Annotated in this window: 32 protein-coding genes; 18 read left to right on the forward strand and 14 right to left on the reverse strand. The window is 37.4% G+C overall.

Features of this window, described 5'->3' with window-relative positions:
- Nucleotides 1-2: 2 nt before the first annotated feature.
- From napG to MNY28_RS01705, 9 genes are all read left to right on the forward strand, one after another.
- Nucleotides 3-800, forward strand: coding sequence for a ferredoxin-type protein NapG (gene napG, locus MNY28_RS01665; protein WP_151900396.1), 798 nt, complete (start codon nucleotides 3-5; stop codon nucleotides 798-800).
- Nucleotides 793-1,623 (forward strand): quinol dehydrogenase ferredoxin subunit NapH, encoded by an 831-nt coding sequence (napH, locus tag MNY28_RS01670; RefSeq protein WP_151900395.1) that lies wholly within the window; start codon nucleotides 793-795, stop codon nucleotides 1,621-1,623. The genes napG and napH overlap by 8 nt, the downstream gene beginning before the upstream one ends.
- 1 nt (nucleotide 1,624) lies before the next feature.
- Entirely contained in the window at nucleotides 1,625-2,290 is a 666-nt protein-coding gene (locus tag MNY28_RS01675; RefSeq protein ID WP_346388719.1) for a nitrate reductase cytochrome c-type subunit, read from the forward strand.
- Nucleotides 2,291-2,298: 8 nt separating this feature from the next.
- The gene (locus MNY28_RS01680; protein ID WP_346388720.1) at nucleotides 2,299-2,799 is read left to right on the forward strand and encodes a ferredoxin-type protein NapF; all 501 of its coding nucleotides are present in this window, start codon (nucleotides 2,299-2,301) and stop codon (nucleotides 2,797-2,799) included.
- The gene (locus tag MNY28_RS01685) at nucleotides 2,796-3,749 is read left to right on the forward strand and encodes a WD40 repeat domain-containing protein (protein ID WP_346388721.1); all 954 of its coding nucleotides are present in this window, start codon (nucleotides 2,796-2,798) and stop codon (nucleotides 3,747-3,749) included. The genes MNY28_RS01680 and MNY28_RS01685 overlap by 4 nt, the downstream gene beginning before the upstream one ends.
- 13 nt (nucleotides 3,750-3,762) lie before the next feature.
- Nucleotides 3,763-4,206, forward strand: coding sequence for a PAS domain-containing protein (locus MNY28_RS01690; protein WP_151901521.1), 444 nt, complete (start codon nucleotides 3,763-3,765; stop codon nucleotides 4,204-4,206).
- A gap of 142 nt (nucleotides 4,207-4,348) precedes the next feature.
- Nucleotides 4,349-4,747: a chaperone NapD gene (locus MNY28_RS01695; RefSeq protein WP_151900391.1), complete on the forward strand. Its 399-nt coding sequence runs from the start codon at nucleotides 4,349-4,351 to the stop codon at nucleotides 4,745-4,747.
- Entirely contained in the window at nucleotides 4,747-5,049 is a 303-nt protein-coding gene (locus MNY28_RS01700) for a hypothetical protein (RefSeq protein WP_346388722.1), read from the forward strand. Before MNY28_RS01695 ends, MNY28_RS01700 begins: the two co-directional genes overlap by 1 nt.
- Nucleotides 5,050-5,128: 79 nt before the next feature.
- Nucleotides 5,129-6,382: a hypothetical protein gene (locus MNY28_RS01705; protein ID WP_151900389.1), complete on the forward strand. Its 1,254-nt coding sequence runs from the start codon at nucleotides 5,129-5,131 to the stop codon at nucleotides 6,380-6,382.
- Between the two features lie 176 nt (nucleotides 6,383-6,558).
- Here MNY28_RS01705 and ychF read toward each other — a convergent pair whose 3' ends face one another.
- A complete protein-coding gene (gene ychF, locus MNY28_RS01710) occupies nucleotides 6,559-7,659 on the reverse strand; it encodes a redox-regulated ATPase YchF (protein WP_346388723.1) in 1,101 nt (366 codons plus the stop codon).
- A gap of 91 nt (nucleotides 7,660-7,750) precedes the next feature.
- Here ychF and MNY28_RS01715 point away from each other — a divergent pair, with 91 nt between their 5' ends.
- Nucleotides 7,751-8,074, forward strand: coding sequence for an MTH1187 family thiamine-binding protein (locus MNY28_RS01715; RefSeq protein WP_151900387.1), 324 nt, complete (start codon nucleotides 7,751-7,753; stop codon nucleotides 8,072-8,074).
- Nucleotides 8,075-8,087: 13 nt separating this feature from the next.
- Here the strand turns inward: MNY28_RS01715 and metE are convergent, their stop codons facing one another.
- From metE to MNY28_RS01730, 3 genes are all read right to left on the reverse strand, one after another.
- Complete coding sequence (metE, locus tag MNY28_RS01720) at nucleotides 8,088-10,367, reverse strand: 5-methyltetrahydropteroyltriglutamate--homocysteine S-methyltransferase (RefSeq protein WP_346388724.1); 2,280 nt, start codon at nucleotides 10,365-10,367, stop codon at nucleotides 8,088-8,090.
- Between the two features lie 73 nt (nucleotides 10,368-10,440).
- The gene (locus MNY28_RS01725) at nucleotides 10,441-10,638 is read right to left on the reverse strand and encodes a hypothetical protein (protein WP_151900385.1); all 198 of its coding nucleotides are present in this window, start codon (nucleotides 10,636-10,638) and stop codon (nucleotides 10,441-10,443) included.
- Between the two features lie 40 nt (nucleotides 10,639-10,678).
- A complete protein-coding gene (locus tag MNY28_RS01730; RefSeq protein WP_346388725.1) occupies nucleotides 10,679-12,085 on the reverse strand; it encodes a leucyl aminopeptidase in 1,407 nt (468 codons plus the stop codon).
- A 91-nt stretch (nucleotides 12,086-12,176) separates the two neighbouring features.
- Here MNY28_RS01730 and MNY28_RS01735 point away from each other — a divergent pair, with 91 nt between their 5' ends.
- Entirely contained in the window at nucleotides 12,177-13,079 is a 903-nt protein-coding gene (locus MNY28_RS01735) for a diguanylate cyclase (protein ID WP_346388726.1), read from the forward strand.
- A gap of 6 nt (nucleotides 13,080-13,085) precedes the next feature.
- Here the strand turns inward: MNY28_RS01735 and trpB are convergent, their stop codons facing one another.
- The 7 genes from trpB to folD are packed head-to-tail and all read right to left on the reverse strand — an operon-like array spanning nucleotide 13,086 to nucleotide 17,981.
- Nucleotides 13,086-14,285 (reverse strand): tryptophan synthase subunit beta, encoded by a 1,200-nt coding sequence (gene trpB / locus MNY28_RS01740; RefSeq protein ID WP_151901520.1) that lies wholly within the window; start codon nucleotides 14,283-14,285, stop codon nucleotides 13,086-13,088.
- A gap of 2 nt (nucleotides 14,286-14,287) precedes the next feature.
- Entirely contained in the window at nucleotides 14,288-14,836 is a 549-nt protein-coding gene (locus MNY28_RS01745; protein WP_346389031.1) for an adenine phosphoribosyltransferase, read from the reverse strand.
- 11 nt (nucleotides 14,837-14,847) lie between these two features.
- Nucleotides 14,848-15,180, reverse strand: a complete 333-nt coding sequence (locus tag MNY28_RS01750; RefSeq protein WP_151900383.1) for a hypothetical protein — start codon at nucleotides 15,178-15,180, stop codon at nucleotides 14,848-14,850.
- A 23-nt stretch (nucleotides 15,181-15,203) separates the two neighbouring features.
- Nucleotides 15,204-15,635 carry a ribose 5-phosphate isomerase B gene (rpiB, locus tag MNY28_RS01755; RefSeq protein ID WP_151900382.1) on the reverse strand — a complete coding sequence of 144 codons (432 nt, stop codon included), beginning with the start codon at nucleotides 15,633-15,635 and terminating at the stop codon, nucleotides 15,204-15,206.
- A 10-nt stretch (nucleotides 15,636-15,645) separates the two neighbouring features.
- On the reverse strand, nucleotides 15,646-16,323 hold the full coding sequence (locus MNY28_RS01760; protein ID WP_346388727.1) for a site-2 protease family protein: 678 nt from the start codon (nucleotides 16,321-16,323) through the stop codon (nucleotides 15,646-15,648).
- Entirely contained in the window at nucleotides 16,310-17,119 is an 810-nt protein-coding gene (gene lepB, locus MNY28_RS01765) for a signal peptidase I (RefSeq protein WP_151900380.1), read from the reverse strand. The genes MNY28_RS01760 and lepB overlap by 14 nt, the downstream gene beginning before the upstream one ends.
- Before the next feature lie 4 nt (nucleotides 17,120-17,123).
- Nucleotides 17,124-17,981 carry a bifunctional methylenetetrahydrofolate dehydrogenase/methenyltetrahydrofolate cyclohydrolase FolD gene (gene folD, locus MNY28_RS01770; RefSeq protein ID WP_151900379.1) on the reverse strand — a complete coding sequence of 286 codons (858 nt, stop codon included), beginning with the start codon at nucleotides 17,979-17,981 and terminating at the stop codon, nucleotides 17,124-17,126.
- 60 nt (nucleotides 17,982-18,041) lie between these two features.
- Between folD and MNY28_RS01775 the strand changes: the two genes are divergently transcribed.
- The gene (locus MNY28_RS01775; RefSeq protein WP_346388728.1) at nucleotides 18,042-18,389 is read left to right on the forward strand and encodes a cytochrome c; all 348 of its coding nucleotides are present in this window, start codon (nucleotides 18,042-18,044) and stop codon (nucleotides 18,387-18,389) included.
- Nucleotides 18,379-19,305, forward strand: a complete 927-nt coding sequence (locus MNY28_RS01780; protein ID WP_346388729.1) for an aldolase/citrate lyase family protein — start codon at nucleotides 18,379-18,381, stop codon at nucleotides 19,303-19,305. The genes MNY28_RS01775 and MNY28_RS01780 overlap by 11 nt, the downstream gene beginning before the upstream one ends.
- Nucleotides 19,306-19,314: 9 nt before the next feature.
- On the opposite strand, the gene MNY28_RS01785 is transcribed toward MNY28_RS01780, so the two are convergent.
- Nucleotides 19,315-20,199: a hypothetical protein gene (locus MNY28_RS01785; protein WP_346388730.1), complete on the reverse strand. Its 885-nt coding sequence runs from the start codon at nucleotides 20,197-20,199 to the stop codon at nucleotides 19,315-19,317.
- 112 nt (nucleotides 20,200-20,311) lie between these two features.
- Here MNY28_RS01785 and hemL point away from each other — a divergent pair, with 112 nt between their 5' ends.
- The 3 genes from hemL to MNY28_RS01800 are packed head-to-tail and all read left to right on the forward strand — an operon-like array spanning nucleotide 20,312 to nucleotide 22,446.
- Nucleotides 20,312-21,604: a glutamate-1-semialdehyde 2,1-aminomutase gene (hemL, locus tag MNY28_RS01790; protein WP_346388731.1), complete on the forward strand. Its 1,293-nt coding sequence runs from the start codon at nucleotides 20,312-20,314 to the stop codon at nucleotides 21,602-21,604.
- A complete protein-coding gene (locus tag MNY28_RS01795; RefSeq protein WP_346388732.1) occupies nucleotides 21,597-21,956 on the forward strand; it encodes an AtpZ/AtpI family protein in 360 nt (119 codons plus the stop codon). Before hemL ends, MNY28_RS01795 begins: the two co-directional genes overlap by 8 nt.
- Nucleotides 21,940-22,446 (forward strand): hypothetical protein, encoded by a 507-nt coding sequence (locus MNY28_RS01800; protein ID WP_188109948.1) that lies wholly within the window; start codon nucleotides 21,940-21,942, stop codon nucleotides 22,444-22,446. Before MNY28_RS01795 ends, MNY28_RS01800 begins: the two co-directional genes overlap by 17 nt.
- Nucleotides 22,447-22,455: 9 nt before the next feature.
- On the opposite strand, the gene MNY28_RS01805 is transcribed toward MNY28_RS01800, so the two are convergent.
- Nucleotides 22,456-23,151 carry a hypothetical protein gene (locus tag MNY28_RS01805; RefSeq protein ID WP_346388733.1) on the reverse strand — a complete coding sequence of 232 codons (696 nt, stop codon included), beginning with the start codon at nucleotides 23,149-23,151 and terminating at the stop codon, nucleotides 22,456-22,458.
- Nucleotides 23,151-24,992 (reverse strand): RNA polymerase sigma factor RpoD, encoded by a 1,842-nt coding sequence (rpoD, locus tag MNY28_RS01810; protein WP_151900373.1) that lies wholly within the window; start codon nucleotides 24,990-24,992, stop codon nucleotides 23,151-23,153. Before rpoD ends, MNY28_RS01805 begins: the two co-directional genes overlap by 1 nt.
- 139 nt (nucleotides 24,993-25,131) lie before the next feature.
- Between rpoD and MNY28_RS01815 the strand changes: the two genes are divergently transcribed.
- Complete coding sequence (locus tag MNY28_RS01815) at nucleotides 25,132-25,953, forward strand: flagellar hook-basal body protein (protein WP_346388734.1); 822 nt, start codon at nucleotides 25,132-25,134, stop codon at nucleotides 25,951-25,953.
- A gap of 149 nt (nucleotides 25,954-26,102) precedes the next feature.
- The gene (flgG, locus tag MNY28_RS01820) at nucleotides 26,103-26,891 is read left to right on the forward strand and encodes a flagellar basal-body rod protein FlgG (protein ID WP_151900371.1); all 789 of its coding nucleotides are present in this window, start codon (nucleotides 26,103-26,105) and stop codon (nucleotides 26,889-26,891) included.
- Nucleotides 26,892-26,914: the final 23 nt, after the last annotated feature.

The following is a 26,914-nucleotide window of genomic DNA, read 5'->3' on the forward strand; positions in this document are numbered from 1 at the left end:
CAATGAAAAAAGAAGCACTCAGCGACAGAAGAAAATTTATCTTAAATATGGCCAGAGGTGTTGGCTATGCTGCGATTGGCGGATTTTTATGGAGCGCGTATCTTGATGATGCGAAAGCTTCGCCGCTGATACTGCGTCCGCCTGCGGCTATAAAGGAAGAAGATTTTCTCAAAACCTGTATCAAATGCGGATTATGTGTTGAAGCATGCCCGTATGATACATTGATGCTGGCTAAACCCGGTGATCACAGACCTATAGGGACACCATACTTTATTCCAAGGGATATTCCCTGCTATATGTGTGAAGATATTCCTTGTGTTCCTGTCTGTCCGAGCGGTGCGCTGGATGAGTCGAGTGTAACTGTAAACGGTCATCTTGATATTAATACAGCAGATATGGGATTAGCGGTTATTGATGAAAACAGTTGTATTGCTTTTTGGGGTATTCAGTGTGATGCTTGCTACAGAGCCTGCCCTATTTTGGGTCAAGCGATAACTGTAGAGTATTCTAAAAATGAAAGAACCGGCAAACACGCATTTTTAAAACCTGTGGTGCATGCAGATGCCTGTACAGGCTGCGGAATGTGTGAACATGCCTGTGTGACAGAAAAACCGGCTATCTTTATACTGCCTCGTGAAGTGGCAATGGGGAAAGCCGGCAGTCACTACATCAAAGGCTGGGATAAAAAAGATGAGTCAAGACTAAAAGATGCTCATGCGATTCATACTACAACAAATGTAAGTAAAAGAAAAGCGGTTGACAAGCTTAACAGTGGTTTGGAAGGTTTGTTAGATGAGTAAACTATGGAATAACTATAGATATCTTATTTTAAGAAGATTTACACAAATTGGAATATTAATTCTATTTTTCGGTGCAAATGCCTGGGGATGGAAGATACTTGAAGGAAACCTCAGTTCATCCGAACTATTTGGAATTGTTCCGATGAGTGATCCTTATGCAGTGTTGCAGATGGTGGCAGCAGGTGCCGTTGTCGCAAGTGATTTACTTATAGGAGTGGCAGTTGTTGCACTGTTTTATTTTTTAATAGGCGGAAGAGCGTTCTGTTCTTGGGTTTGTCCTATTAATATGGTGACAGACAGTGCTAATTATTTAAGAAGAGTATTTGATATTGATAGAGCGCAAATAACAAAACAACCAATTACAAGAAATGTAAGATATTGGATTTTGGGTATTAGTTTAATAGTTTCGGCCTTTATGGGTATAGCAGCTTTTGAATTTGTATCGCCAATATCAATGATGCACAGAGGTCTTGTCTTTGGTATGGGCTTTGGCTGGGCAGCTATCGGTATGATATTTCTTTTTGATTTGTTTGTCCTTAAAAATGGTTGGTGTGGTCATATATGTCCACTCGGTGGATTTTATTCACTTTTAGGAAAGTTTAGTTTTATTAGAGTGCATCATCTGGAAGAAAACTGTACACTTTGTATGAAATGTAAAGTAGTTTGTCCTGAAAAACAAGTACTTCATATGATAGGCAAAGAATCACTTCCTGTACTCTCAGGAGAGTGTACAAATTGTGCCAGATGTATAGAAGTATGTGATGATGATGCTTTAAGGTTCTCAATAAGAGATTTTATTCAAAATAAAAAAATGGGAGAGTAAAATGAAAATTTTAACAAAGATTACGATCGGTTTTACAACTGCAGCTTTATTACTCGTTGGATGTAATAACAATGCACAGGTAAAACCTCAGGAAAAAACACAGGTAAAACCTATAATAGATGAAAGTCAGTTAGGATACAGAGGGACAACTGATCTTTTAAAAGAAGATGTTGTTCCGCCTAAAGTAGAATATCATTCGGCTGCACCGGGAACTTCAAAGAAGTTTAAGCGAGCTTATCAGGATGCTCCGCCGATGATTCCACATGATACAACTGGAATGTTGCCGATTACAAAAGACAACAATCAGTGTTTGATGTGTCATATGCCGGATATGGCGCCATCTATGGGTGCTACACCAATTCCTGTTTCACACTTTACAAATTTTAGACCGCATACCTCTGTCAAAGGTGATAAAATTTTGAAAAACGGAAAAGTGGTTAAAAATACTTCTTCTGAAACACAGGCAAATGTATCTATACAAGTTGACAAAGATGAAAAGCATCTGTATGCAGGAAGATTTAACTGTACACAGTGTCATGCTCCTCAAGCAACAAATATGCTGGTTGACCAAAACAGTTTTAGACCTGTTTATACAGATCCAAACGGTGCTTCCAAATCATCTTGGGATCAATCCAAGTGGATGAAAAATATTGATACTGCAAAGTAAATAAACAAATGGAAAGAAGAGAGCTTTTTAGCTTTCTCTCTTCCTCTGTAAAAGAGGCAGCAGAGAAAAATAAAAATGAAACAGTCATTATACGTCCACCGTATTTTAATGATGCTGATGCTTTTGTTACAGAGTGTCAAAACTGTGAAGCGCAGTGCGCTACTTTGTGTCAAGAGCAGATTATTATTATCGGAGAGGACAGAACACCTTACTTGGATTTTAGCAAAAGAGGCTGTACATATTGTGATGAGTGTGCAACAGCCTGTCCCAGTGATGTTCTTCTGGTTGAAAACAAAAGGAAAATTTTTGCTGATATTGTGATAAATCAGGATAAATGTTTGAGTTGGCAGGGTGTTATGTGTTTTTCATGTAAAGACCCCTGTCTGGAAGATGCCATAGATTTTAAGGTAATGTTTATGCCTGAAATCAATGGCAAATGCACAAGTTGCGGTTTTTGTATCAGCAGATGCCCGGCGGATGCTATTGATATTGAGAAGGTAAGTGAATGAAATATCTTGTTTTTCTACTAATGGTCATTTCAGGCATACATGCAAAAGGTTTAATACAGCCGGAGTATATTTATAAGGTTTCATCAGGACTTGTAACAGATGTTTTATATAAGAAACAAAAACTCTATTGTGCTACTGATGACGGAAAAATAGAAATTTTTAATACAAAAAGCAAAAAAAATATACAGGCAATCAAGTTAGACAAAATTAAAGATTTTATGGGAGATGCAATAGATTCTAAAATATTTTCTATTGATCTGATTAATGGCTCTTTGTTGATACTTTCTCAAGATAACGGAGGATACAGCAGAGTTCATATTTACAATTCTTCAGCTTTACATGTAATCATTTCAGGAGATGACAGACTCAACATTATCAAAGCAAAATTTATAGACAAAGAGAATATATTGATTGCATTAATTAGTAATGACATTATCTCTTATAATATTAAATCAAAAAAGAAAAACTGGACAACACAGGCTTCTATGTCCAAGTTTTCCAATTTTGCACTTAATAATGACAAAACATTAGTGGCTATTGCGGATGAAAGTGGAGATGTGCATCTTATTTCCACCAAGGAGGGCAAGCATGTAAAAACACTTCATGGAGACAATGTCGACAATATTTTCAGCATTGATTTTAAAGGTGAAGTGGTTTTAACAGGAGGACAGGACAGACGTGTAGGAGTGTATAATCTGAAAAACGGCGATGCCTACTATAAAATGTCACACTTTTTTGTATATGGAGTAGGACTCAGCCCAAGCGGGAAAACAGCTGCATACAGCAGTGATATAAACAACGATGTAGAACTTTTTGATACAACGACAAGAGAGGTTTTGGGAAAATACAAAGCTGATAAAATGATTGTCAACAGTATCTATTTTATCAACGAAAAAGAGTTTTTTATAAACAGCAGTTCGCCTAGAGTAGGGTATTATAAAATCAAATAAGGAGTAATAGATGATGGAGTTTACACAAAGTGAATTTTTAGTTGAAACTGAAGTTCCCCAAGATGAATTAATAATTTCAAGAACAGATTTATCAGGGAGAATCACCTATGCAAATGAAACATTTTGTGAAATAAGCGGATATTCTCAAAATGAAATCATCGGTAAACCCCACAGTATCGTGAGGCATCCTGATATGCCGGATGCAACATTTGAAGATTTGTGGAATACTATAAAAGCCGGAAAACAGTGGAAAGGCGTAGTAAAAAATCTCAGAAAAGATAGAGGTTTTTACTGGGTTGAGGCTCTTGTTTCGGGTGTCTATAAAAAAGGCGAGCTGGTTGAATACAAATCACTCAGAAGTCCCGTTTCTTATGCAACAAAGTTAAAATATCAAAGATTATATGATAAAATGAGAAGTGAAAAGAACGAAAGAATAAGAAAAATAATTTACAGTTAAATTGTAGTTGCACTAGTGCAATGAGCTTCCTGCTGAAGGAAACATAGCGTTAGCGTAGATGACAGAATTACTTCTGGCATCGTAATAAAAGAATGAAGGAGGTTTCCTTCATTTTATAAAATAAAATTAAGGAAAAGATAATATGAATGTTTCAAGTATAGTGGTACAGACAGTACCGAAGTTTTTAGATGAAGTGGTGCAGAGTTTAAAAGAGTGTGAGGTTTGTGATTATCATTTACATGATGAAAAAGGCCGTATTATCATCACTATAGAAGGTAAAGATGTCAGTGAAGAGCTTGGAAAACTGAAAGTGATAGAGGCTATTCCTCATGTGATTGCGGCTGATATGCAGATGGCATATTCAGAAGATGAACTCGATGCAAATATAAAAGTGATTAATGAATCAGATGCCGTGCCAAATCTACTCAAAGATGAAAATGTTGAGATTGACAGAGTCGTGTACCATGGGGATTTAAAGAAAAAAGATTCTCAGTTGCAAGAGTTTGCAAAAAGCCTGAGTAATCCTGACGGAGTTGAGTAATGGCAGTTATTTTTACAGCTACTATCAAACTGGATGATACCGGAAAATGGTTTATAGAACTTAAAGATGAAGCAGACGGTAGAAGTGAAATTTGCTTTGATATGGATGAGTTTGAAAAAAACATTGAAAAACTCGGTGATGACTATGGTGGATACATTGATGAAGTGAAATGGCAAAAAGATGACAATGTGCCTCCTTTTGTTATGGATGAAATCAGAGTTCTTATGGCAGAACACCGTGCAAAGATAGAAGAAGAGAGAGGGGAACCGATTACACCTGTTGCGCAGGAAAACAAGGAGTAAATCTAAAAACTTGATTTATATCAAGAATTACATAAGTTATATAAGTTATAATTTATGTGAATTTAAAAAAGGAAGAGAAATGAAAAAATTACTACTTTCAATGGCAGCATTGCCATTAGTAATCGGTGGATTAAGTGTAAGTGCAAGTGCAGACGGGATTAATATTTTAGACAATATTAAACTAAAAGGCCAAATTCGTCCTCGTTATGAGAGTGTTGATGACGGAAAAGCAACAACGACAAATGCGAGTGCATATACTGTACGTACAAAATTAACAGCAACAGCGAATCTCCTTGGTGTAGATGGTCTTTCTGCAAGTATTGGTATGATTTCTGTAAATAATTTAGGCTCGCATGAGTACAACTGGAATGGAACATCTTATACAGACGGAACAAAACCATATTCAGTGGTGATGGACCCTCAACAGGCAATGATTTCAAATGCTGAAATTAATTACAGTGTTGATAAAACAACAGTACATGTAGGGCGCAGTCAAATAAATCTTGACAACCAAAGATTTATCGGCACAGTCGGCTGGAGACAGTTCGAACGTTCTTATGATACAGTGTTTGTTGCAAATAATTCTATTAAGAATCTTTCAGTATTAGTTGCGTGGGTTTATGGTTTTCAGGGTGTAATCGCCGGACCGACTGCTGATACGAACAGTGTGCTCGTACATGCTGCATATAAAGTAATGCCGGAACTGAAAGTAACTGCATATGACTATATGATAGCCGGTGCACATGATACTTACGGTATTGCATTGACAGGAAAAGTAAAGACAGGTATGGCAAAACTCAGCTACCGTGCTGAATATGCTTTACAAAAAGATTCTACTATGGAAATCCATAACAGTAACGGAAAAGCAGATGCTTCTTACTATAATTTGGATTTGGGTGCAAATGTAAACGGTATTCTAGCCGGTGTTAATTATGAGTTTTTAAGTGGTACTACCGGAACAGACGGAAAAACAAACTTTAACCCTATGCTGGGAACAAATCATAAATTTAACGGTTGGGCGGATGTCTTTTATGTAGGAAACAGCGGACCACTCGGCGGTTTAAAAGATTTTAATGTCCGTTTAGGCTATACTGCAAAAGGTCTTGGCAAGTTGCTTGCAGTCTATCACACATTTACAGCGGATAAAACGATGGGTGGGCTCGATGACTTAGGTTCTGAGTTTGATGCAGTATATACAAATAAAATTCCTGGAGTAAATAACTTAACAGGTCTTTTAAAGTATGCTGATTATTCAAAAGGTACAGTTGCAGGATATACAAACGACATTCAAAAAATCTGGGTTGGTTTAGACTATAAATTTGCTACAAAATAAAAAGCAAATTTCATATTAACTCTAAGCGTTAAGTTTTTTAGAAACAAGGTTTCAGTCTAGTCTTTATAGGCACAAAGCCCGCACTAAAGTACGGGTTCCGAAAAAACTGATTAGGTTTTTCGGAACCTAGACTTTATTCTAGGCTGATTTGTTTAAAAGTTTATATATTCCTTACATCACACATTAAATCTGAAGTGCATAATATCACCGTCTTGAACAATATACTCTTTTCCTTCCAATCTCATTTTTCCGGCTTCTTTGGCTTTTGCTTCACCGCCGCAGGCTATAAAATCTTCATAGGCAATCACTTCGGCACGTATGAAACCTTTTTCAAAGTCGTTATGGATGGCTGCAGCTGCTTTTGGAGCAGTTGAATTTTTTCTGATTGTCCAGGAACGTACCTCTTTGACTCCTGCTGTAAAGTAGCTCATAAGACCGAGTTTGTCAAAGCCTTTATGTATGATTTGTTCAAGTCCAGATTCTTCTACACCCAAATCTGTTAAAAATTCCTGTGCTTCTTCATCTTCAAGACCTATAAGCTCTTCTTCAACTTTTGCACACAGTTTAATGAGTTCACAATTGTTCTTTTGCGCATGTTCACGAAGCGCTTTTACGTATTCGTTGTCTTCTAGCAATCCGTCTTCGTCTGTATTTGCACCGTACATAATCTCTTTGTCGGTTAAAAAACGCACTTCACGGTTAAGCTGGCGATACTCATCAGAGTCGGCTTTTTCAAAGTTGCGTGCTAAATTCCCTTCACCCAGAAACTCTAAAAGCTCTTCCGCCATTTCTAAAACAGTTTTTGCACTTTTATCAGCTTTTGCCTGCTTTTTAAGTCTCTCGATTCGATTTGCAAGCACTTCAATATCAGCCAAAATCAATTCACCTTCGATGATTTCAACGTCACGCAGAGGATCAATGCTTCCTTCATTATGTACAATATTTTCATCTTCAAAACATCTGACAATCTGTAAAATCACTTCTGTCTCGCGTATGTTTGAAAGAAATTTGTTTCCAAGACCTTCGCCTTTGCTGGCACCTTTTACAAGCCCTGCGATGTCAACAAAATCAATAGTAGAATATTGAATTCTTTCAGGATTGACTATTTTTGCAAGTTCATGCAGTCTTTTGTCAGGAACAGGCACAACAGCCTTGTTTGGCTCTATTGTACAAAATGGGTAGTTGGCTGCCTCCGCGTTTTGTGCCTTTGTTAGTGCATTAAAAGTTGTTGATTTACCGACGTTTGGAAGTCCGACTAAGCCTATTGCTAATCCCATGATAACCCTTTAGAAATATTTTTTGAAATTATATCTAAGTAAATTTAAAATTAAGAGTGGTACAATAGGTTAAAAGTTAAAGGATGAATAAATGAGTGTACTTTTAGAATTTTCAATGTTTCCGACATCTGATAACTGTCGAGATGGCAGTTCCGTATCAAAACAGGTGGCTAAGATAGTAGACGCTATAGATAAAAGCGGCGTAGCATACCAACTCACCCCGATGGGAACAGTTGTAGAAACAAAGACAATGCGTGAGGCTTTAGACATCATTGAACTTGCGTATGAGCAGGTAAGCGGTTGTGACAGAGTCTATTCTTCACTAAAATTTGATATACGTAAAAACACGAAAAACAGACTGACTTCAAAGATTAAGTCCATAGAAACACAACTAAAGAGAGAAGTCCAAAAATAATGGACTTCCAGCTTTAGCCTAATGTTTTTCTGACAATTTTTACAGCTTCTACCATATTTTTCAAAGAGGGCTTCACTTCTTCCCATTTACGTGTTTTAAGTCCACAGTCAGGATTTATCCATAACTGCTCTTTTGGAAGTACCTCTAAGAGAGAATGAATCTGTGTGACAATCTCTTCTACAGATGGAATTCTTGGCGAATGAATATCATAAACACCTGGACCTACTTCCTGTTTATAGCCGACTTTTGCAAAAATTTTCAGCAGTTCATTTCCGCTTCTCGCCGTTTCTATTGAGATAACGTCCGCATCCATAGCTTCTATGGTTGCAATAATGTCATTAAATTCACTGTAGCACATATGTGTATGAATCTGTGTCTCTTGTTTTGCACAGCTTACCGAAAGCTTGAAGTCTCTTACAGCCCAATCTTCATACTCTTGCACTTTTGCTTTTCTCAAAGGATATCCCTCTTTAAATGCAGCTTCGTCAACCTGAATTATTTGTATACCGGCTTTTTGCAAATCATCTACTTCGTCACTGATTCCAAGTGCAATTTGTTTGCTGACTTCACTACGCTCCATATCATCCCGCACAAATGACCAGTTTAAAATCGTGACAGGGCCTGTGAGCATACCTTTCATTATTTTTTTTGTTTTGCTCTGTGCATAGGTGATCCACTCTACTGTCATTGGTTTTGGACGGGATATATCACCATAAATAAAAGGCGGTTTCACACAGCGGCTTCCATAGCTCTGCACCCAGCCGTTTTGGGAAAAGCCATAACCCTGAAGCTGTTCTCCAAAGTATTCAACCATATCATTGCGCTCTGGTTCACCATGGACCAAAATTTCAAGTCCGCACTCTTCTTGGAAAGCTACACAGTCATCTATATATTTTTTCATCTCATTTTCATAGCTTTTTTCATCCAAATTGCCATTTTTATATTCCCGTCTGGCATGTCTTATTTCAGGTGTTTGCGGAAATGAACCGATAGTTGTTGTAGCAAGTGGCAAATATTGCAGTTTTTCTTTTTGAAGTTTTATTCTCTGTTCGTATTTTCCATCACGTTCATATTTGTCAATATTGTTGATTCTCTCTTGTACTTTTTCATCATGAATCAGTTTTGAAGTTCTTCTGGAAATGTTTGCTTCTTGGTTTTCTTTTAAAAACTGAAGCTCATTTGCACCTAATGCTTCTTGAGAGTGAAAAAATATTTTACTGATAAGCGCAATTTCATCAAGTTTTTCGATACCGTAACTTAGCCAATTTTTTATTTCAGGATTCATTTTCTCTTCATATTTCAGGCTAAAGGGTACATGCAGCAAAGAACAGGAAGAAGAAACCAGGATATTATTTTTGTTTACATGTAAAGCGATGCTATTAAGCAGATTGACACTCTTCTCAATATCGTTTTTCCAAATGTTTCTTCCGTCAACTACGCCTGCAATAAGCATTTTGTCAGATTTGGCAATGAGTTCAAGTGAATCAAAGTTTTCTTTGCCATATAAAAAATCAAGTCCAAGAGCCCAAACAGGAGTATGCAAAAGAATTTTTGTTGCTTCGCATGAGTGTTCAAAATATGTTACAACTGCAATTTTTATATTTTTAGAAACATTGGCAAGTTTGTCATAGGTCGGTTTTATAAGGCTCAGCACTGTTGTCTCAAGATCTTTTACAAATATAGGTTCATCAATTTGCAAAGTAACACTCTCATCAAGTTTGGCTATTTCTTGAAGAAGATCTTCATATACAGCCAAAATTTTAGAATACAATTCATAAGTATCACCACCGTCTGCTCTTTTTGAAAGCCCTAAAAATGTCAATGGTCCTATGATGTTAATTTTACATGTAAACCCCTGTTTTTTTGCTTCTTTATATTCTGATATGATTTTATCGGCATTTAATTCGTACTCATCTTCAAGTGATAATTCAGGAACGATGTAGTGGTAGTTTGTATTAAACCATTTTGTCATCTCCATCGCTAGGGCATCTTTGTTGCCTCTTGCCATTGCAAAATAGCGTTCTTCCCCCTGCAGATGTGTAAAGCGCTTTGGCACAGCATTTAATGTGACTGCCATATCAAGCATGTTGTCATAAAAGGAAAAATCATTTGTGCTGATATATTCTATACCTGCATTATTTTGATAGTTCCAGTGTCTTTGCTTCAATGTTTTTGCTACTTTTTCAACTTCACTAAAGCTGCTTTTTTTTGCCCAATAGCTCTCAAGGGCAAATTTCAGTTCTCTTTGTTCTCCGATTCTTGGAAATCCTACTACATACGTATTTTTTGACATAACAATATCCTTTGATTTAAGTCATTTCTGACAATATTTGTATTTGTTTTTATAAAGTTTTTTGATTAAATGATTAGGATATTGAAAGGGGAGGGTGAATACCGCTGCGGCGAAATGCGAAACATACCGTATAAAACGGGCATCTCGGAATATAGTGGTTGAGTAAAACCATCAATTTTGATTTAATGGTAAAGAAGAGATGGCAATGACACGGTTTTGAGCTGTGAAACAATGCTAATGCAGTTGCAAGAAACAGTTCTTTTAGTGACATTCTCTCTCCTTTTTTAAAATATACCGGAATTATAGCATATTTATTTTATACTTTTTAAAAACTCACTCATAAAACGGACACCTGCACCGGTTCCGCCATATACATTGACATCCCAGGGACTCTCAGTATAGGCGCTTCCGGCTATGTCAAAGTGCAGCCATTTGTCTTTGTTTTCTTCTTTGATGAAGTTGTCTAAAAAAAGTCCGGCTGTAATAGCTCCGCCATAAGGCTTGTTTGAAATATTACAGATATCGGCTATTTCACTTTTGAGCTGTTTTTTCAAATACTTGTTAAACGGCAGGGAAGCTGTCAACTCTCCGGCTCTGCCTGAAGCTTTGGAAATGTCATGTCTGAGTCTGTTGGAATGCCCCATAACACCTGTTGTATACTGTCCAAGAGCTACCATACAGGCACCCGTAAGCGTTGCAAAATCAAACAGATAATCTGCTTGAACTTTTTCCTGTGCGTAATCAAGCACATCCGCAAGCACCAGGCGACCCTCTGCATCTGTGTTTCTCACTTCTATCGTATCGCCTTTGCGAGAAGTTAAAACATCATCAGGTTTGTAGGCATTTCCGCCTATCATATTTTCAACGGCACCGACAAAAGCGTGTACTTCAATATTGAGTTTTAATTCACTGACTGCCTTAATGATACCCAGCACTGCACAGGCTCCGGCTTTGTCCATTTTCATTGTTACCATTGAGGTTGCAGGTTTCAGACTGAGTCCGCCACTGTCATAGGTCAGACCCTTTCCGACAAGAGATATAATTTTCTTCGGATTTTTTGGTTTGTATGCCAGGTGAATCAGTTTTGTATCATGACACGAAGCGCGACCGACTGCAAGCATTGCCTCACATCTTTCTTTTTTGAGTTCTTTATGTCCTAAAACAGTGCATTCAAGAGAATTTTCACGTGCCAGTTTCTTTGCCAGTTTTGCAAAAGTAGGCGGATTCAAATCATCAGGAGCAATATTTACTATATCACGCGTATAACAGGTTGCATCAGCAATTATTACAGCTTCTTCAAAAGCATCTTTTAGCTCTGCTATATCTTTACATGTAAGGTAAATATTTTTAAGTTTTTGTTTCTCATTTTTTGTTTTGTATTTGTTAAACTCATATCCGCCAAGGACCAAACCTTCTACAACAGCTTTTATATTGCTTTTTTCTACTGCAATGCTCGCAGATTTATAGTTTGATGTTTTTAAAGATTTTATTGCTGTAGCTGCCGCACTGCGAATATTGTCAGCGCTGCTCTCTTCAATGCCGCACACAAGTATGTTCTTTTCGTACAAAGAGCACAGAGTATCTTGTTTGGCTTTGAAACCTGACTTGTTAAGCAGTTTATAGTATCTGTGTGTGCCCAGATTTTGAGGCATGACGAATTCTACACTCACATTGTTTTTTGCATTATATGCTTTTTCGGTAATTAATTTTATATTCATAGTGTTCCATTTTGTAAATTTATTTTTCTATATCATAGCAAAATATTAGCCAATAAAGAATAAAATATTAATTTTATGATAGTATACACATATGATAAAAAAACAAATTTTAATACTAGAAGTGAATCAGCACAATTTTGATGTTTTAAATTCATTATTAGAGAAACATGAGTTTACATGTAAGGCAGTGCTGAATTTAAATGAATTTAATATTTTGAAAAAAAATATAGATGAATATAATCTTGTTTTGGTAAATACAAGTATTAATTATCTGGACTTAACTCAAACAATATTTGAAAGTAATTTTGACAGTTCTGTGAAAATTCCGACTGTTTTTATAGACAGTGCAGAACTATACAGTAAAGAGAAGCTTGATAAATGTTTCAAAGCCGGTGGATGTGATTATATAAAAAAACCTTTTGCCTCTTTGGAAATAATTGACAGAGTATCCTATCATTGTGAAGTATTTACAAAACTTCAGGAATATAGATTAAGAATGGATAAACTTGCTAATCTTGCAACCGTTGATCAACTTTCAAAATTAACATCAAAAATGCAAATGCAAGTTATTCTAAAATATCAAATAGACTATTATAACCGTTATCAAACAGATACAACTATAGTCTATTTTTCTCTTATTAATATTAATAAAATTATTGGTATGTTTGGTTTGTATCATGGAGAAAAACTTATATCACTTTTTGCAAAAGAATTGAAAAAGTTAATTCGTAAATCAGATGTGTTGGCAAGATGGGAAGGCTCAGATTTTATTCTTATATTGACAAATACCAGTGAAAAATTATCTGAAGTGTTTATTAAAAAAATGAGTGCAGCACTTTCTCGAGCAGAATCAATTGAAAAATCAAATCTTGAAATTGCATTTGGAATTACCAGTTTTATGGAAAATGATGAGATGAAAAATGTGATAGAAAGAGCCAAATATGCTCTTTATGAAGCAAAACAACAAAGATATGGAAAAATCTTTATTGCCTAGTTTCAATTAGTCAAAATGTAAAATATCTTTTGCCTGAATCATATCTTTGTCTCCGCGGCCTGAGAGGTTGACGATGATGAGTTTGTCTTTTATATCAGGCATCTTTTTCAAATAGGCGACTGCATGGGAACTTTCAAATGCCGGAATGATTCCCTCTTTTTGAGAAAGCCATACAAAAGCATCCAGGGCTTCCTGGTCTGTGACATTGTCATATGAAACTGATTTGTTGTCTTTGTGAAAAGCATGTTCAGGTCCAATGCCCGGGTAGTCAAGTCCCGCACTGATTGAATGCGCTTCAAGAACCTGTCCGTCTTCGTCTTGGAGCAGATAGCTCATCTGACCATGCAAAATACCTGGACGCCCTTTTTCCAAAGAACAGCCGTGTTTGTTTGTATCTAAGCCAAGTCCACCGGCTTCAATACCGATACATTGCACCTCTTTGTCATCTAAAAAGTGTTGAAACATACCGATGGCATTGCTGCCTCCTCCTATGCAGGCAAGCACATAATCGGGCAGTCTGTTCTCTTTTTGTAAAATCTGTGCTCTTGCCTCCCAGCCGATAATTGCCTGAAAGTCGCGTACCATCATAGGGTAGGGGTGTGGACCGGCGACTGTTCCTATGATGTAAAAGGTATCTCTTGCATTGGTGACCCAGTGACGGATGGCATCATTCATTGCATCTTTAAGTGTTCTGCTGCCACTCTCAACAGCATTGACCTTTGCACCAAGAAGTTTCATACGAAAAACATTCAGTTCTTGGCGCTCTACATCCTTTGCACCCATAAATATTTCACACTCCAAATCAAGCAGTGCTGCAATGGTTGCTGTTGCCACACCATGCTGTCCCGCACCGGTCTCAGCAATGACTTTTTTATAACCTAAGCGTTTTGCCATCAAACCCTGTGCAATAACATTGTTGACCTTATGAGCACCTGTATGATTTAAGTCTTCACGTTTGAGATAAACCTTTGCACCGATTTCTTTAGAAATATTTTCGGCATAAAAAAGAGGACTCGGGCGCCCTACATAATCTTTTAGATAGTAGTCGACCTCTTTCCAGAACTCTTCATCAAAACGAATAGCTTCATATTCAACTTTGAGTTGAAGAAGTGCCGGCATAAGTGTTTCAGGAACATAGCGACCACCGAAAATTCCAAAATGTCCGTTTTCGTCAGGATCATATTTTGAAGGGCTGGGAATATACATCATTAGTTAACCTCTATCACTGAATATACATCAGTTTTTTCTTGTAGTTTTTTTATGCCGTCAAGGAAGGCAAGTCCTATAATAAAACAACATTCGATACATATGGCACCTGTCTGGTTGACAAGTGTGGCAGCCGCATTTGCTGTACCGCCTGTAGCTATTAAATCATCTATTACGAGGACTCTTGCACCCTTTTCATTTCCAAAAGCATCTATATGAACTTCGATTTCATCCACTCCGTATTCGAGCGCATACTTTTCGCTAATGGTTGTGTAGGGAAGTTTTCCTTTTTTGCGAATAGGCACAAATCCAATTCCGAGCATTTGCGCTAAAGCCGCACCGAATATAAAACCTCTGGCATCAATACCGGCAATATATTCAAGATTATACTCTTTATATCTTTGGTAAAGATGATTCATCAAAACAGCATATGCCTCTTTGTTGTTGAGTAAAGTAGTGATATCTTTGAACACAATCCCCGGTTTTGGAAAATCTTGTATATCTCTGATTGAGTTTTCCAGGATTTTTTTTTCAGTTTTACTTAGTGTTATCATTTTCATCCTTATAAAAGTGCGTCAATACGACTTTCCAGTGCTTTAATCTTTGCATTGAGTCTGTCTACTTCCTGTCTGTGTTTTGCATTTCTTTGTTTTAAAACCTTTAACTCATTTCTGAGTTTTGTCAGTTCTTCGCTTAATATATCGACATTTCCAAGAGCACGCTGGAGTTGAATCTGGTACTTTCGAATTAAAATTTCTGCCTCCTGAAGCGTTAATTTCATTAAGTCATTGCTTCTTTGTTCCTTATTTGTAATGCTTTTGAAATAAAACATTTTTACAAATAAATAGATAGAGACAATAGAGAGTATTGTTAAAAGTGACCATTCTCCAAACATAGCTTTTCCTTGAATGTTATTTGTTAGAGTGTTTCTATTTTTGCTACTCTGGCAATGTGACGGCCACCTTCAAAGCTTCCAGCTATCCATGCATCAATGATAGATTCAGCAACACCTTTTCCGACAATTCTCTCACCAAAACATAAGATATTTGCATCATTGTGTCCGCGTGCTACGGTTGCAGTATAAGCATCATGGCACAGTGCAGCACGAATACCGTGATGCCTGTTGGCTGCCATACTCATACCGATTCCGCTCCCGCAGATTAAAATACCTTGGGAGTTTTCATCTTCCAAAACCGCCGTTGCAACCTTGTGCGCATAATCAGGGTAGTCCACTCTGTCTGCACTATATGGTCCAAAATCAATTACTTCATGTCCTTTGGATTGTAAAAGCTCTACTGTCCAGTTCTTCAGTTCTAAACCTGCATGGTCGGTACCTATATAAAATTTCATTTTCTCTCCTCTAAGATAGTAACAAATGTATAATTGCCTGCACCGGCATAAAAAGTACATATTGATTTAACGGGGTCATTAAAATAATAAGTACAATAACAATCCCGTATCTGTCATATTTGTAATAAAACTCTGCAATAGAATTTATTTTATATTTTAACGCAAGATGCATTAAAAAATGCCCACCGTCAAACTGGGGAATAGGCAGCAGGTTAAATACGCCTAAAACTATATTGATAATAAGCAGTTGGTATATAAATATATAGAAAAATATATAAAACAGAGAGTCGGCAGTTGTCGGTGTACTCATAGCAGTCAGAGTAATTGCTGCGACTGCACCCATAGTGAAATTATAGACAATACCTGCCAAGTCCACCTGCATAGCGGCATTATATCCACCTCTGTTTATGACAGTAAAGGTATTGATCGGAACAGGCTTTGCCCAACCGAACAAAATACCGCCGTCCGAGCCTAACAGCATTGGTAAAAAGTACATAGTAGCAGGCACTATGACAGTTCCGACAAGATCTATGTGTGAAATTGGGTTTACTGTTAAACGCCCTGCATTTTTGGCTGTCATGTCACCGTACATGTAAGCAACCCAGCCATGCATAATTTCGTGTCCGATAATTGCAACAGCAAGTGCTAAAACGGCAGCTGCTATTTTTAATAAATCAAGTGAGTCCATAATATTCTTTGTCTTCTTTTTCTCTTTCTTGTATTGCTTTTTTTAAGTGCTCCGGTTTTTCCAGGTCGGCAGGTGTTTTTCCTATTCTGTCCCATCGAATTTTATAATCTTTGTCAATTGAGAAATAGATAAACCAGGGGGTTCCTTCAATATTTTCATAAGGAACACTTCCCCAGAAACGGCTGTCATTGGAGTGGTCACGATTGTCACCCATCATAAAATAATGATTTTTTTCGACTTTGAGCGGGTTTACATAAAAAATCTGTATCGGAAAACGCCCGTTATTTACGATTTTCGGGTCATGATGAATACCGGGATGTTTTTTCATATAAGGATTTTTTACCCACAGTTTACCGTCAAAAATTGCTATTTCATAATCTTTATAATTCTTTTTAATCCATTCGTCACCTTCTTTAAAGTGTAGAAACAGGTTTTTATCAGCAACAAACAATTCGTCTCCGGGAAGAGCAACACAGCGTTTTACAAAATGCTGTTTAATATTTCCGGGGTATCTGAAAATGACGATATCACCGTGCTTTGGGGTATCTCCATCAACAATTTTCAACTCTTTGCTCCATGGAATAATGGGAATTTCCAAAAACGGAATATAGGGCATAGGAATACCGTACGCAAATTTTTTGGCAAAAAGGTGGTCTCCGATCAGAAGGGAGTCTTTCATGCTGCCGCTTGGAATACGAAAAGCCTGGGCAACAAAAAAGATAGTAAAAAGAACAATGACAACAGTCCCTGTCCAGGAGTTTGACCATTTATATGCTTTATGTAAGATTTTTTTCATTGAATTAATCTTTGTCTTGTGCATTGAGTTTTGCGGCTTTGAGAGTATTGCTCAAAAGCATTGCAATAGTCATCGGTCCGACACCGCCGGGAACAGGTGTGATGTATGAGCATTTTTTACTTACATTTTCAAAATCCACATCACCGACAAGTTTGCCGTTGTCTGCTCTGTTGATCCCTATATCTATGATGATGGCACCGTCTTTTACCATATCTTCTTTGATAAGATTAATAACGCCGACACCGACAAGAATAATATCTGCATTTAATGTATGTTTTTTTAAGTCATCTGTAAATATATGACATACTTCAACAGTAGCATCTGCGTTGAGCAAAAGAGCAGCCATAGGTTTTCCGACAATATTCGAAGCACCGACAACACAACAGTTCTTTCCTTTTACATCAATGTCATACTCTTGTAAAAGTTCCATTACACCAAGTGGTGTGCAGGGTACAAAACCGTCCAGATTTGTGACAAGGCGTCCTACATTGTAGGGATGAAAACCGTCAACATCTTTTGCAGGATCAACAAGTTCAAGAATTTTTGTTGTATCTATTTGCGGAGGCAGAGGAAGCTGCACAAGTATTCCGTCAATATTTGGGTTTTGATTCATCATTTTGATGGTATTTTCTATCGCATCTTGAGAAATGTCTTCTGGCATTTCATGGCTGACTGAGTAAAAACCGACTCTGTCACAGGCTTTTTTCTTCATGCTGACATATGCCTGGCTTGCAGGATCCTGCCCTACAAGTATTACGGCAAGTCCTGGAGTTCTGTCTGTTTGTGCTTTTAATTTGGCAACTTCATCTGCCACATTGTTTTCAATTTTTTTTGCAAGTGCTTTCCCATCAAGAATCTGCATTTAAACCTCTTAAATAAATTTTTTGATATTATACCCTTTTAAAATAATATTAGGCTAATGATGAAACATATCTTTTTTTTAATGATTCCCCTGTTTGTATACGCTTCAAGCACTTTTATAACACCGATGGAATATGCTTCACAACTTTATAAAAACCCAAGAGGCATAGGCTGTCAAAATTGTCACGGAGAGAACGGGGAAGGGAAAGTCATAGCTGACTATATGCATAAAAAAAAGAAAAAAAGTTTTGTCGGCCCAAGAATTAACAACATTGAGTTCGATAGTTTTTATAGAGTTTTAAACCAAAGGAAAAGAGGCATGCCGAGATATTTTTTAACGACAGAAGAAATTCAGGCATTGTATCTGTATCTGCACAAAAACGATAAAAAGAAAAAAGATGTTAAGTAAAATTACACAAGCGTACGAAAACAGGGACTTGGCTGCACTTGATGCTTTGGCTGTGCCAACATTTCGCCACATCAACAAAAAAAACAGTTTTAAATCAGTATTGATGCTTTCTTGTCATAATATTAAACATCTTTCTAAAATAGAAAGTCTTGAAGCAGAGTGCATTATGTTAAATCTGGAAGATGGTGTAAGCAAAGAAGACAAACCTTTTGCTCTCGCTTTGGCAGCTGTTTTTCTCTCTCAACTTAAAAAGAGTGACAAGAAACTGGTTGTTCGGGTGAATGCTTTGGATAAGGGTGGCTATGATGAAATTGCCTATCTTAATCAGTTTATGCCTGATGCTGTCCGTGTACCAAAAATTAAAAACAAAGAAGAAGTAAAAAATGTACTGGCTCTTTTGCATGATGACATAGACTTGCATCTTTCTATAGAAACAGCCCAGGCCTGGCATAATCTTTCTTCTTTGAAAATAAACAAAAGGGTAGGGGTGTTTTATCTTGGAATTTTAGATTTGTTTGCCGATATGGGGCTTTCACAGAGTTTGATTAATCTGCAAAATCCGACTGTGAAATATATGCTTGCACATTTTTTAGTTACAGCCAGAGCTATGAAAGTAAAACCTGTTTCCTTTGTGTTTCAGGAATTTGAAGATTTAAAAACTTTTGAACAATGGTTACTGCTTGAAAAAGAGATGGGATATGATGCAAAAGCCTGTATCTCACCGGGACAGGTGAAACTTGTACATAAAATATTTGTAGATACAGAAGAAGAGCTAAAAAGGGCAAAAATCATTGTGAAACTCTTTGAGATGCATCGTGATGAGGGTATTACCGGTTTTGTAGATGAAGAGTATGGGTTTATTGATGAGCCGATATATAAAGGTGCCTTGAAACTGTTGGCCGCACAAACAGCTTAAGTGCCTGGCTTAATATCCTGCTAGATTATAAAATACATTGTATCGTATCAGCGTTGTCTCTTTTGGTCTTGGGTATCTGCTGTAGGCATACTCTATAGTCTCTTTGGTTGTATCATCAAGAATATAGTAGCCACTCTTGGAAATAAAGCGAAAACCTGTCATATCTCCGTTTGGATGCAGGTAGAATTCTATTACATTACTTCTGTTTACATGTAAACCCCGTGGGATATTGACTCTTGCAACACGATTAAGGACCTGTTGGGTAATTCTACGCATAATCTCCTGATTATCTAAAATATACTGCTGTTGTCCTGGTGTAAGTTTGCCAAATTCATCGCCGTAGAGTTTTTTGATATTTTGAGAAATATTACTGTTGTTGTGTGTGGCTTTTTTCCTGACACTTTTTGTTTCCTGGGCAGATTTGTCTTCATAAAGCCAGGAGAGTTTTTTTGGCTTTTCCTCTGGCTTTTTTATTTTTTTTGGTTGGGCTTTTTTTTCTAAAGGAATATAGGATTTTTTTGTCGGAAGAGGTTTGACCTTTGGCTGTTTCACTGTTTTTTTGATGATTTTTTTTGTTTTTTTCGGCTTGTTTAATTTTGGTTTTCTGGGTGTTTTCTTTGGTTCATATTTTACAGTTTTTTGTTTTACTATTTTTTTAAGCTGGGAACCTTTTGGCATTGGCGGAACAATGGGCGAAGGTTTGGGCTTTTGTTTTGTTATTCCTGATTTTTTATGCTTCTTTGGCATCTCTTTGAGAGATATTTTAATTCTTTTTTCTTTGGGAACTGCTTTTTTTTCTGTATCCGGTGTAAAAGTCCACACTATCCACAAAAGCAAAAACAGAAGCAGATGTATCAGTAAAGCAACGAAAAAGGCAAAAGAAGATCTGTTCAAAAATAATCCATTATTTAATTTGTGAGATTATATCAAATCAATATTAATAGTGTTGCTGTCGTTTAGCAATACTTAGATATAATTATAAAAAAATAGAGATACAAGGTTGCAAATGAATACAGAGGCATCACAAAAAGCATTTGAAGAGGCACAGCGTTTAATCCCGGGTGGGGTTGATTCACCGGTAAGAGCATTTAAGAGTGTGGGTACAACACCTCTGTTTATCACTGAGGGCAAAGGCGCCTACTTGAAAGATGTAGACGGGAATGAGTATATTGATTATGTCCAAAGTTGGGGACCTTTACTTTTTGGACATCGTGATGAAGCTATAGAAGCTGCTGTTATTGATGCTGTAAAGCATGGTTTGAGCTTTGGCGCACCGACATTGGCAGAGACAGAACTTGCAAAGCTTGTTGTCGGCTTTTTTGACTCAATTGACAAAGTACGTTTTGTAAGCAGTGGAACAGAAGCTGTTATGAGTGCTATTCGTTTGGCACGCGGCTTTACAGGGCGTGATGATATTGTGAAGTTTACAGGATGCTATCACGGACACAGTGATGCTCTTTTGGTCGAAGCGGGAAGCGGTGCGGCGACTTTTGGGAATCCTTCAAGTCCCGGTGTTCCGGCTGATTTTACAAAGCATACCCTTTTGGCGGAATACAACAATATAGAGAGTGTCAAAAAATGTTTTGCGGACTCCGACAATATTGCCTGTGTGATTATAGAACCAATTGCAGGCAATATGGGACTTGTCCCGGCTGACAAAGAGTTTTTGCATGCACTCAGAAAGCTTTGTGACGAACACGGTACTCTGCTTTTGTTTGATGAAGTGATGAGCGGATTTCGCGCAAGTGTTCACGGTGCCGAGTCCATAACAGGGGTAAAACCTGACATAGTAACACTCGGAAAGGTGATAGGCGGCGGTATGCCGGTCGGTGCCTTTGGTGCGCGCGCAGAGATAATGGCAATGCTCTCACCTGAAGGTCCTGTGTACCAGGCCGGAACTTTAAGCGGCAATCCTGTGGCAATGGCAGCAGGATATACTGCTCTGATGAAACTCAAAAACAATGCAAGAGTGATTGATGTTTTAAACGAAAGAGCCAAAAGACTGGTTGAAGGGATGCAAAGGGCCGCTGCAAAGTACAATATACCTATGCAGATAGATACAAGAGGTTCAATGTTCGGTTTTTTCTTTAATGACAAACCTGTAAAAAACTTTAGTGATGCAGCAAAGAGTGATGCAGAACTTTTTGCAAAGTTTCATACCGGCATGCTTGAGCGCGGACACTACTTTGCCTGTTCTTTGTATGAAACAGGATTTATTTCCACGGCAATTACCGATGAAATGATAGAAAATACAATACAGGCGAGTGCCGAAGTATTTAAGGAAATAACAAATGTCTGATGACACGCAGGACAAGGTGAATAGCGAAGCCAGAGAGAATGCCCCGGGGCAACGCAAACCAAGAATAAAGCCTATTGTAGAGGCAGCAGACAGTCTCTCTTTGGGTATCTCCATGGTTGTGGCGGTACTGTTGGGTGTCGGTATTGGCTGGCTGTTAAAAAGATGGACAGGTATCGAGTGGCTTTTTTGGGTAGGTGTTTTCATTGGAGTTGCAGCAGCAATATTAAATATCTACAAAGCATATTCAAAACAATACAAAGAATTTGAAAAACTGGCAAAAGAAGACAGATATGCGATAAAAAAACAGCTTGAAGATGATGAGGATGAGGATTACGGTGAAAAAAACTATTAGTATTTTTTTTGTGGTACAGATTCTGATTTTTATCACATATTTTTATTCTCAAAAAATATTTCTCAATATCGAAATTGCATTCTTAAGTGCTTTTTTGATTATACTCGGTTCCTCTTTTTCTTATAGAAAAATGGTGCAGAACAAGGTTGATACTAAAGAATATGAAGACGAAAAAGATCTGCTTGACACAATAGATGATCCGCATGGACTTTACGAAGACGACAGTATAAATAATACTCCGGCAGAAGAGCTTGATTTAAAGCAGATTGTCAAAGAAGAAAAAGCAAAAATAAAGACTTTAAGTCTGAAAAATGCAAAACATGGCTTCAGAGGAAGTGTTTCCATTATACGAATCATACCCTATATACTGCTTATATTAGGATTTATAGCTTTGAAGAACAATGAAGTACTGGAGTTGGCATATTACCTTCCGTCTCTTTTGATCGGAATTGTAACCGGTGCTTTGGTCTCTAAAGAAGTTTTAGCTTAAGGGCAAAGATCAGTGTGTTATGATTGGAAGATGTATGGATATTGATTTTTTAGTAATTTCTACATAAAAATCATATTTATCAGCGAGCATTTTGATGTCTGGCAACATTTCACTGTCAATGTTGTCCGCTATAACGGAGATAGAAAAAAGACCATATTTTTTATCATGAAACTTGATATATTCTCCAACAATATAGGAAATTTTTGTTTCAATAACTCTGCTTTTTTGAGATGCTTTGTATATAAAATTTAATAATTTGATTAAATTGTTGGCATTGACAACAACATCAGGAATAGTCGGGTCATAGTTTTTAATAAAATTTATTTCGGAACTGATGGAATTTGAAGCAATGCACAAATCCGTAATCGTAAATATATTTGTGAGTTCACCGTCAGGTTTTTTTGTATTTATTTTGTAGGTTGGTGCCTGGTAGAGTTTGATACCTATACACTCTTCGTCTTCATAGCCGACCGTAATGGCAAAAAATTTATATCTGCCGTATTCCAGTTCCAAAAAGGTTGTTTTGAAGCCAAAGGTTATGTTGGCATAGGTTTGGGCAAGATTAAAAAGTTCACTGGGCTGGACAGATCCCAGTAGAAACTGAGCTTCTGTATTGAGAGAAATTATTTTTCCATTAGAACGGAATAAAATAAATGGATTATAATCGTTTTCTATCCATTTTTGTTCCAATGTCATATTCATCATTATTCTTCGATATAGTTTTTGAGTTTTCGTCCAACTTTAGGATGTTTGAGTTTTTTGATGGCACTTGATTCAATTTGACGAACACGCTCACGGGTTACACTGAGTTCTTTCCCAATCTCTTCGAGTGTTCTGTCACTCTCATCATCCATAATTCCGAAACGGAGTTTGATAACGGCTTTTTCTCTTTCGTTTAACTGCTCAAGAACCTGTTCAATCTGAATTCTCAAGTCATCTTTTAAAATTGCATCAGAAGGAGAAAGAGATGTTTTATCTTCTATAAAGTCTCCAAAACGGCCGTCATCCTCGCTGCCGATAGGAGCTTCAAGAGAGATAGGCTCTTTGGTGATTTTGATGACATTTTTGACTTTTTCAACTGATAAGCCGACTTCCTGTGCAATTGTATCAACATCCGGCTCTTTTCCGTTTTCCTGCAGGTGTTTACGCATAATTTTATTGATACGGTTAATCGTTTCAATCATATGAATAGGGATACGGATTGTTCTGGCTTGATCGGCAATAGCACGGGAAATAGCCTGACGAATCCACCATGTTGCGTAGGTTGAAAATTTGTATCCTTTTTGATATTCAAATTTGTCAACTGCTTTCATAAGACCGATATTTCCTTCCTGGATAAGGTCGAGGAAAGGCAAACCGCGATTGGTATAGCGCTTGGCAATGGAAACTACAAGACGCAGGTTTGATTTTGCCATTTTTGTTTTGGAAATTTCCGAGATATTTTTACCGCGTTTGATCTGCTCTAAAATATCAGCAAGTTTTTCCGGTTCCATATCAAAGCTGTTTTTTGAAGCCTCTTTTGTCTGTACCAGTTTTTTAATTTCCATATAGGTTGAAACCATTGTCGCCTCAGGCACCATATTGGCAATATCTTCTTTTGTCAGATCCTGAATCTTTTCCACTAAAATTTTATGATTTGCTTTTAATGTGGCATTAAAAAGAGGCAGTTTGTACTCTAAACGTTTCAACTCTTTATCGTACCCTTCATCACTTTTGAGTGTTGTTTCCATTGCTTTTACCAATTCATTTATCAGCTTTGAAGTAGGTCCGAGGTCAAGAAGTTTTTCTTTGAGTACAGATTTTTTATATGTTACAGTCAAGTAGTAATGCACAATTTCTTCTGTAAGTTCTCCGTCAAGATTTTCAGGTGCTTTTTCTGTGGCTTTTACCCAGTCTTTTTTCGCTTTTTCCAAAGCTTTGAAACTTGTAGATACTTTTTCAACTCTGCTTTTGTCTTTTACAGACAATGTTTTTTCTGCAGAGTCATCATCTGTATCATCATCTCCGTCATCTTTTTCGTCTTCAAAACTTTTAAAGAGTTCTTTGACGCGTCTTTCACGGTTAATAAGAGGTTCTTTGTAGTCTAGAATGAAATCTATCAAATAGGGAACAGAACATATGGCATCTATAATGATGCTTTCTCCGGCTTCTATTTTTTTAGAAATTTCAATCTCCTCTTCTTTTGTCAGAAGTGGAATTTGTCCCATTTCCCGAAGATACATACGAACAGGAGAATCTGAGCGGGACCATTCAAGAAGTTCATGCTCTTTTAAAATATCAAATTTGTCTGTCTCATTGTCTTCGAGCATTTTTCGCTGGGCGCTTCTGCGTGCTTCTGCTTCCTGGTCATTTAGTTTTTTAGCATGTTCGCTGGATGTATAAATACATTTTTTGTGTTTTTGGAGAAGTTTATAAATATTTTTTGCCTGAGCAGCTGTAGGCTGTTTGTCAAAAAATTCGATTAAAGATTCATAAGTGACACAATCTTTGGACTTGTGCTCTTCAAAAAAGGTCTCTAAAGCTTTGTTGAGTTCTTTTGCTGTCATATGGGAGGGTGCTCCAATTGAGTTAAGGTTTTTAAAAGGTGGATTATACCGAAATATTCTTAACAGATGCTTTTTTCTGAATAAAATTTTGTTGGAACGGACATTGCTTATTACATGTAAATCAATACAGGGGCAATAAATGCAAACAGGCTATTACAGTTCTGCTGCCGGGATGGTAACGCAGTTTAACAGACTTGATACCATTGCAAATAATTTGGCAAATGTGAATACAAACGGTTTTAAAGAAGATCAGCTTATTGTCGGTGATTTTATGCGGCTGTATAAAGAGGCCAGAGATGAGCTTCCAAATAGTGACAATTCCAAAGAGGGTGCGGCATTTCTCAACAGAACAATGACACGGGCACCGCAGATAGTAGACTCTTATACTGACTATTCTGTTGGAAATATGCAAAAAAGTTCAAATTCTTTGGATTTTGCACTTTCTCGAGAGGGATTGTTTTTTGCAGTAAAAACCCCCGAGGGCATACGCCTTACCCGTGACGGTGCTTTTACCCTCAATGATGAAGGAAAGCTCATTACCAAACAGGGGTATGAGGTACTTCCAAGTGATTATCAGAAGTCAAAAGAGGGAATCAGTTTTGGGACAATGGACAGTGTTATAGAAGTAGATAAAAATGGGCAGATTTTTACCAATGTTCCAAACAGCCTCTCTCTGGTGGAAAATAAAAAATTATTTATTGCCCAGCCTGAAAATATCAAAGATCTTATCAAAGAGGGAGACAATCTTTATAAACTTCCAAATACAGACTCTTTAACAAGTATTGAACAAAGTGGTGCAGTCAGACAGGGTTTTGTGGAAAAAAGCAATGTAAATGCAGTAAAAATGATGACACAGCTCATAGAAACAAACAGACTCGTAGGAATGTACCAAAAGGTAATGGACGCGCAAATGAATGACATGAACAGAGACGCAATAGAAAAACTTGCGAAAAAAGCATAGCATGACTTTTTTAAGAGCAACCAGTTGCGTGGGTTTCCTGCTGAAGGAAGCCCAGTGTTAACGCAGCTAAAAGGATTACTTCTTTTGGCGTACTGAAAGGGACAAACGGTTCCCTTCATTTTATAAAATAAAATTAAGGATAGAACAAAATGATGCAATCACTCTATACAGCTTCAACAGGAATGTTGGGGATGCAGACACAAATTGATACGACGGCCAATAATATTGCCAATGTAAACACTATTGGGTTTAAGAAATCCCGTGCAGAATTTGCTGACTTGATGTATCATGTGATGGAATATGCAGGAACATCAACCAGTGATACAACTAAAAGTCCTACCGGAATTGAGGTTGGTTTAGGTGTCCGTCCGACGGCAATAAATAAAATATTCTCCGAAGGATCTTTAAAGCAGACAGATAACAATCTGGATCTGGCTATTACGGGCAGAGGTTTTTTTAAAATGGAACTGCCTGACGGGACACAGGTTTACTCTAAAAACGGTTCTTTCAAAATAGATCAAAACGGAACGATTGTCAACAGTGACGGATACACACTGGTACCACAGATTGTAATTCCGCCTGATGCGACAAATATCAATATCGGTACCGACGGAACAGTGACAGTGATTCAGCCCGGACAGACGCAGGCAACACAGATAGGACAGATTCAAACAACAAATTTTATAAATCCGGCCGGTTTGCATGCCATGGGTGACAATCTCTATCTTGAAACAGACAGTTCGGGACAACCGGTTGAAGGGATTCCCGGTATTGATGGGCTCGGGACACTGAGACAGGGGTTTGTGGAACTCAGTAATGTTGAACTGGTAGTTGAACTGACAGATTTGATTACCGGTCAACGTGCCTATGATGCAAATTCAAAAATCATTACCACCAGTGACGAAATGCTTCAAACTACAAACAATCTCAAGCGATAACATAGCTGTGCAACTGCATTGAT

Origin of the sequence: Sulfurimonas sp. NWX367 (genome assembly GCF_039667065.1) — a bacterium.
GTDB classification, from domain to species: Bacteria; Campylobacterota; Campylobacteria; order Campylobacterales; family Sulfurimonadaceae; genus Sulfurimonas; species Sulfurimonas hydrogeniphila.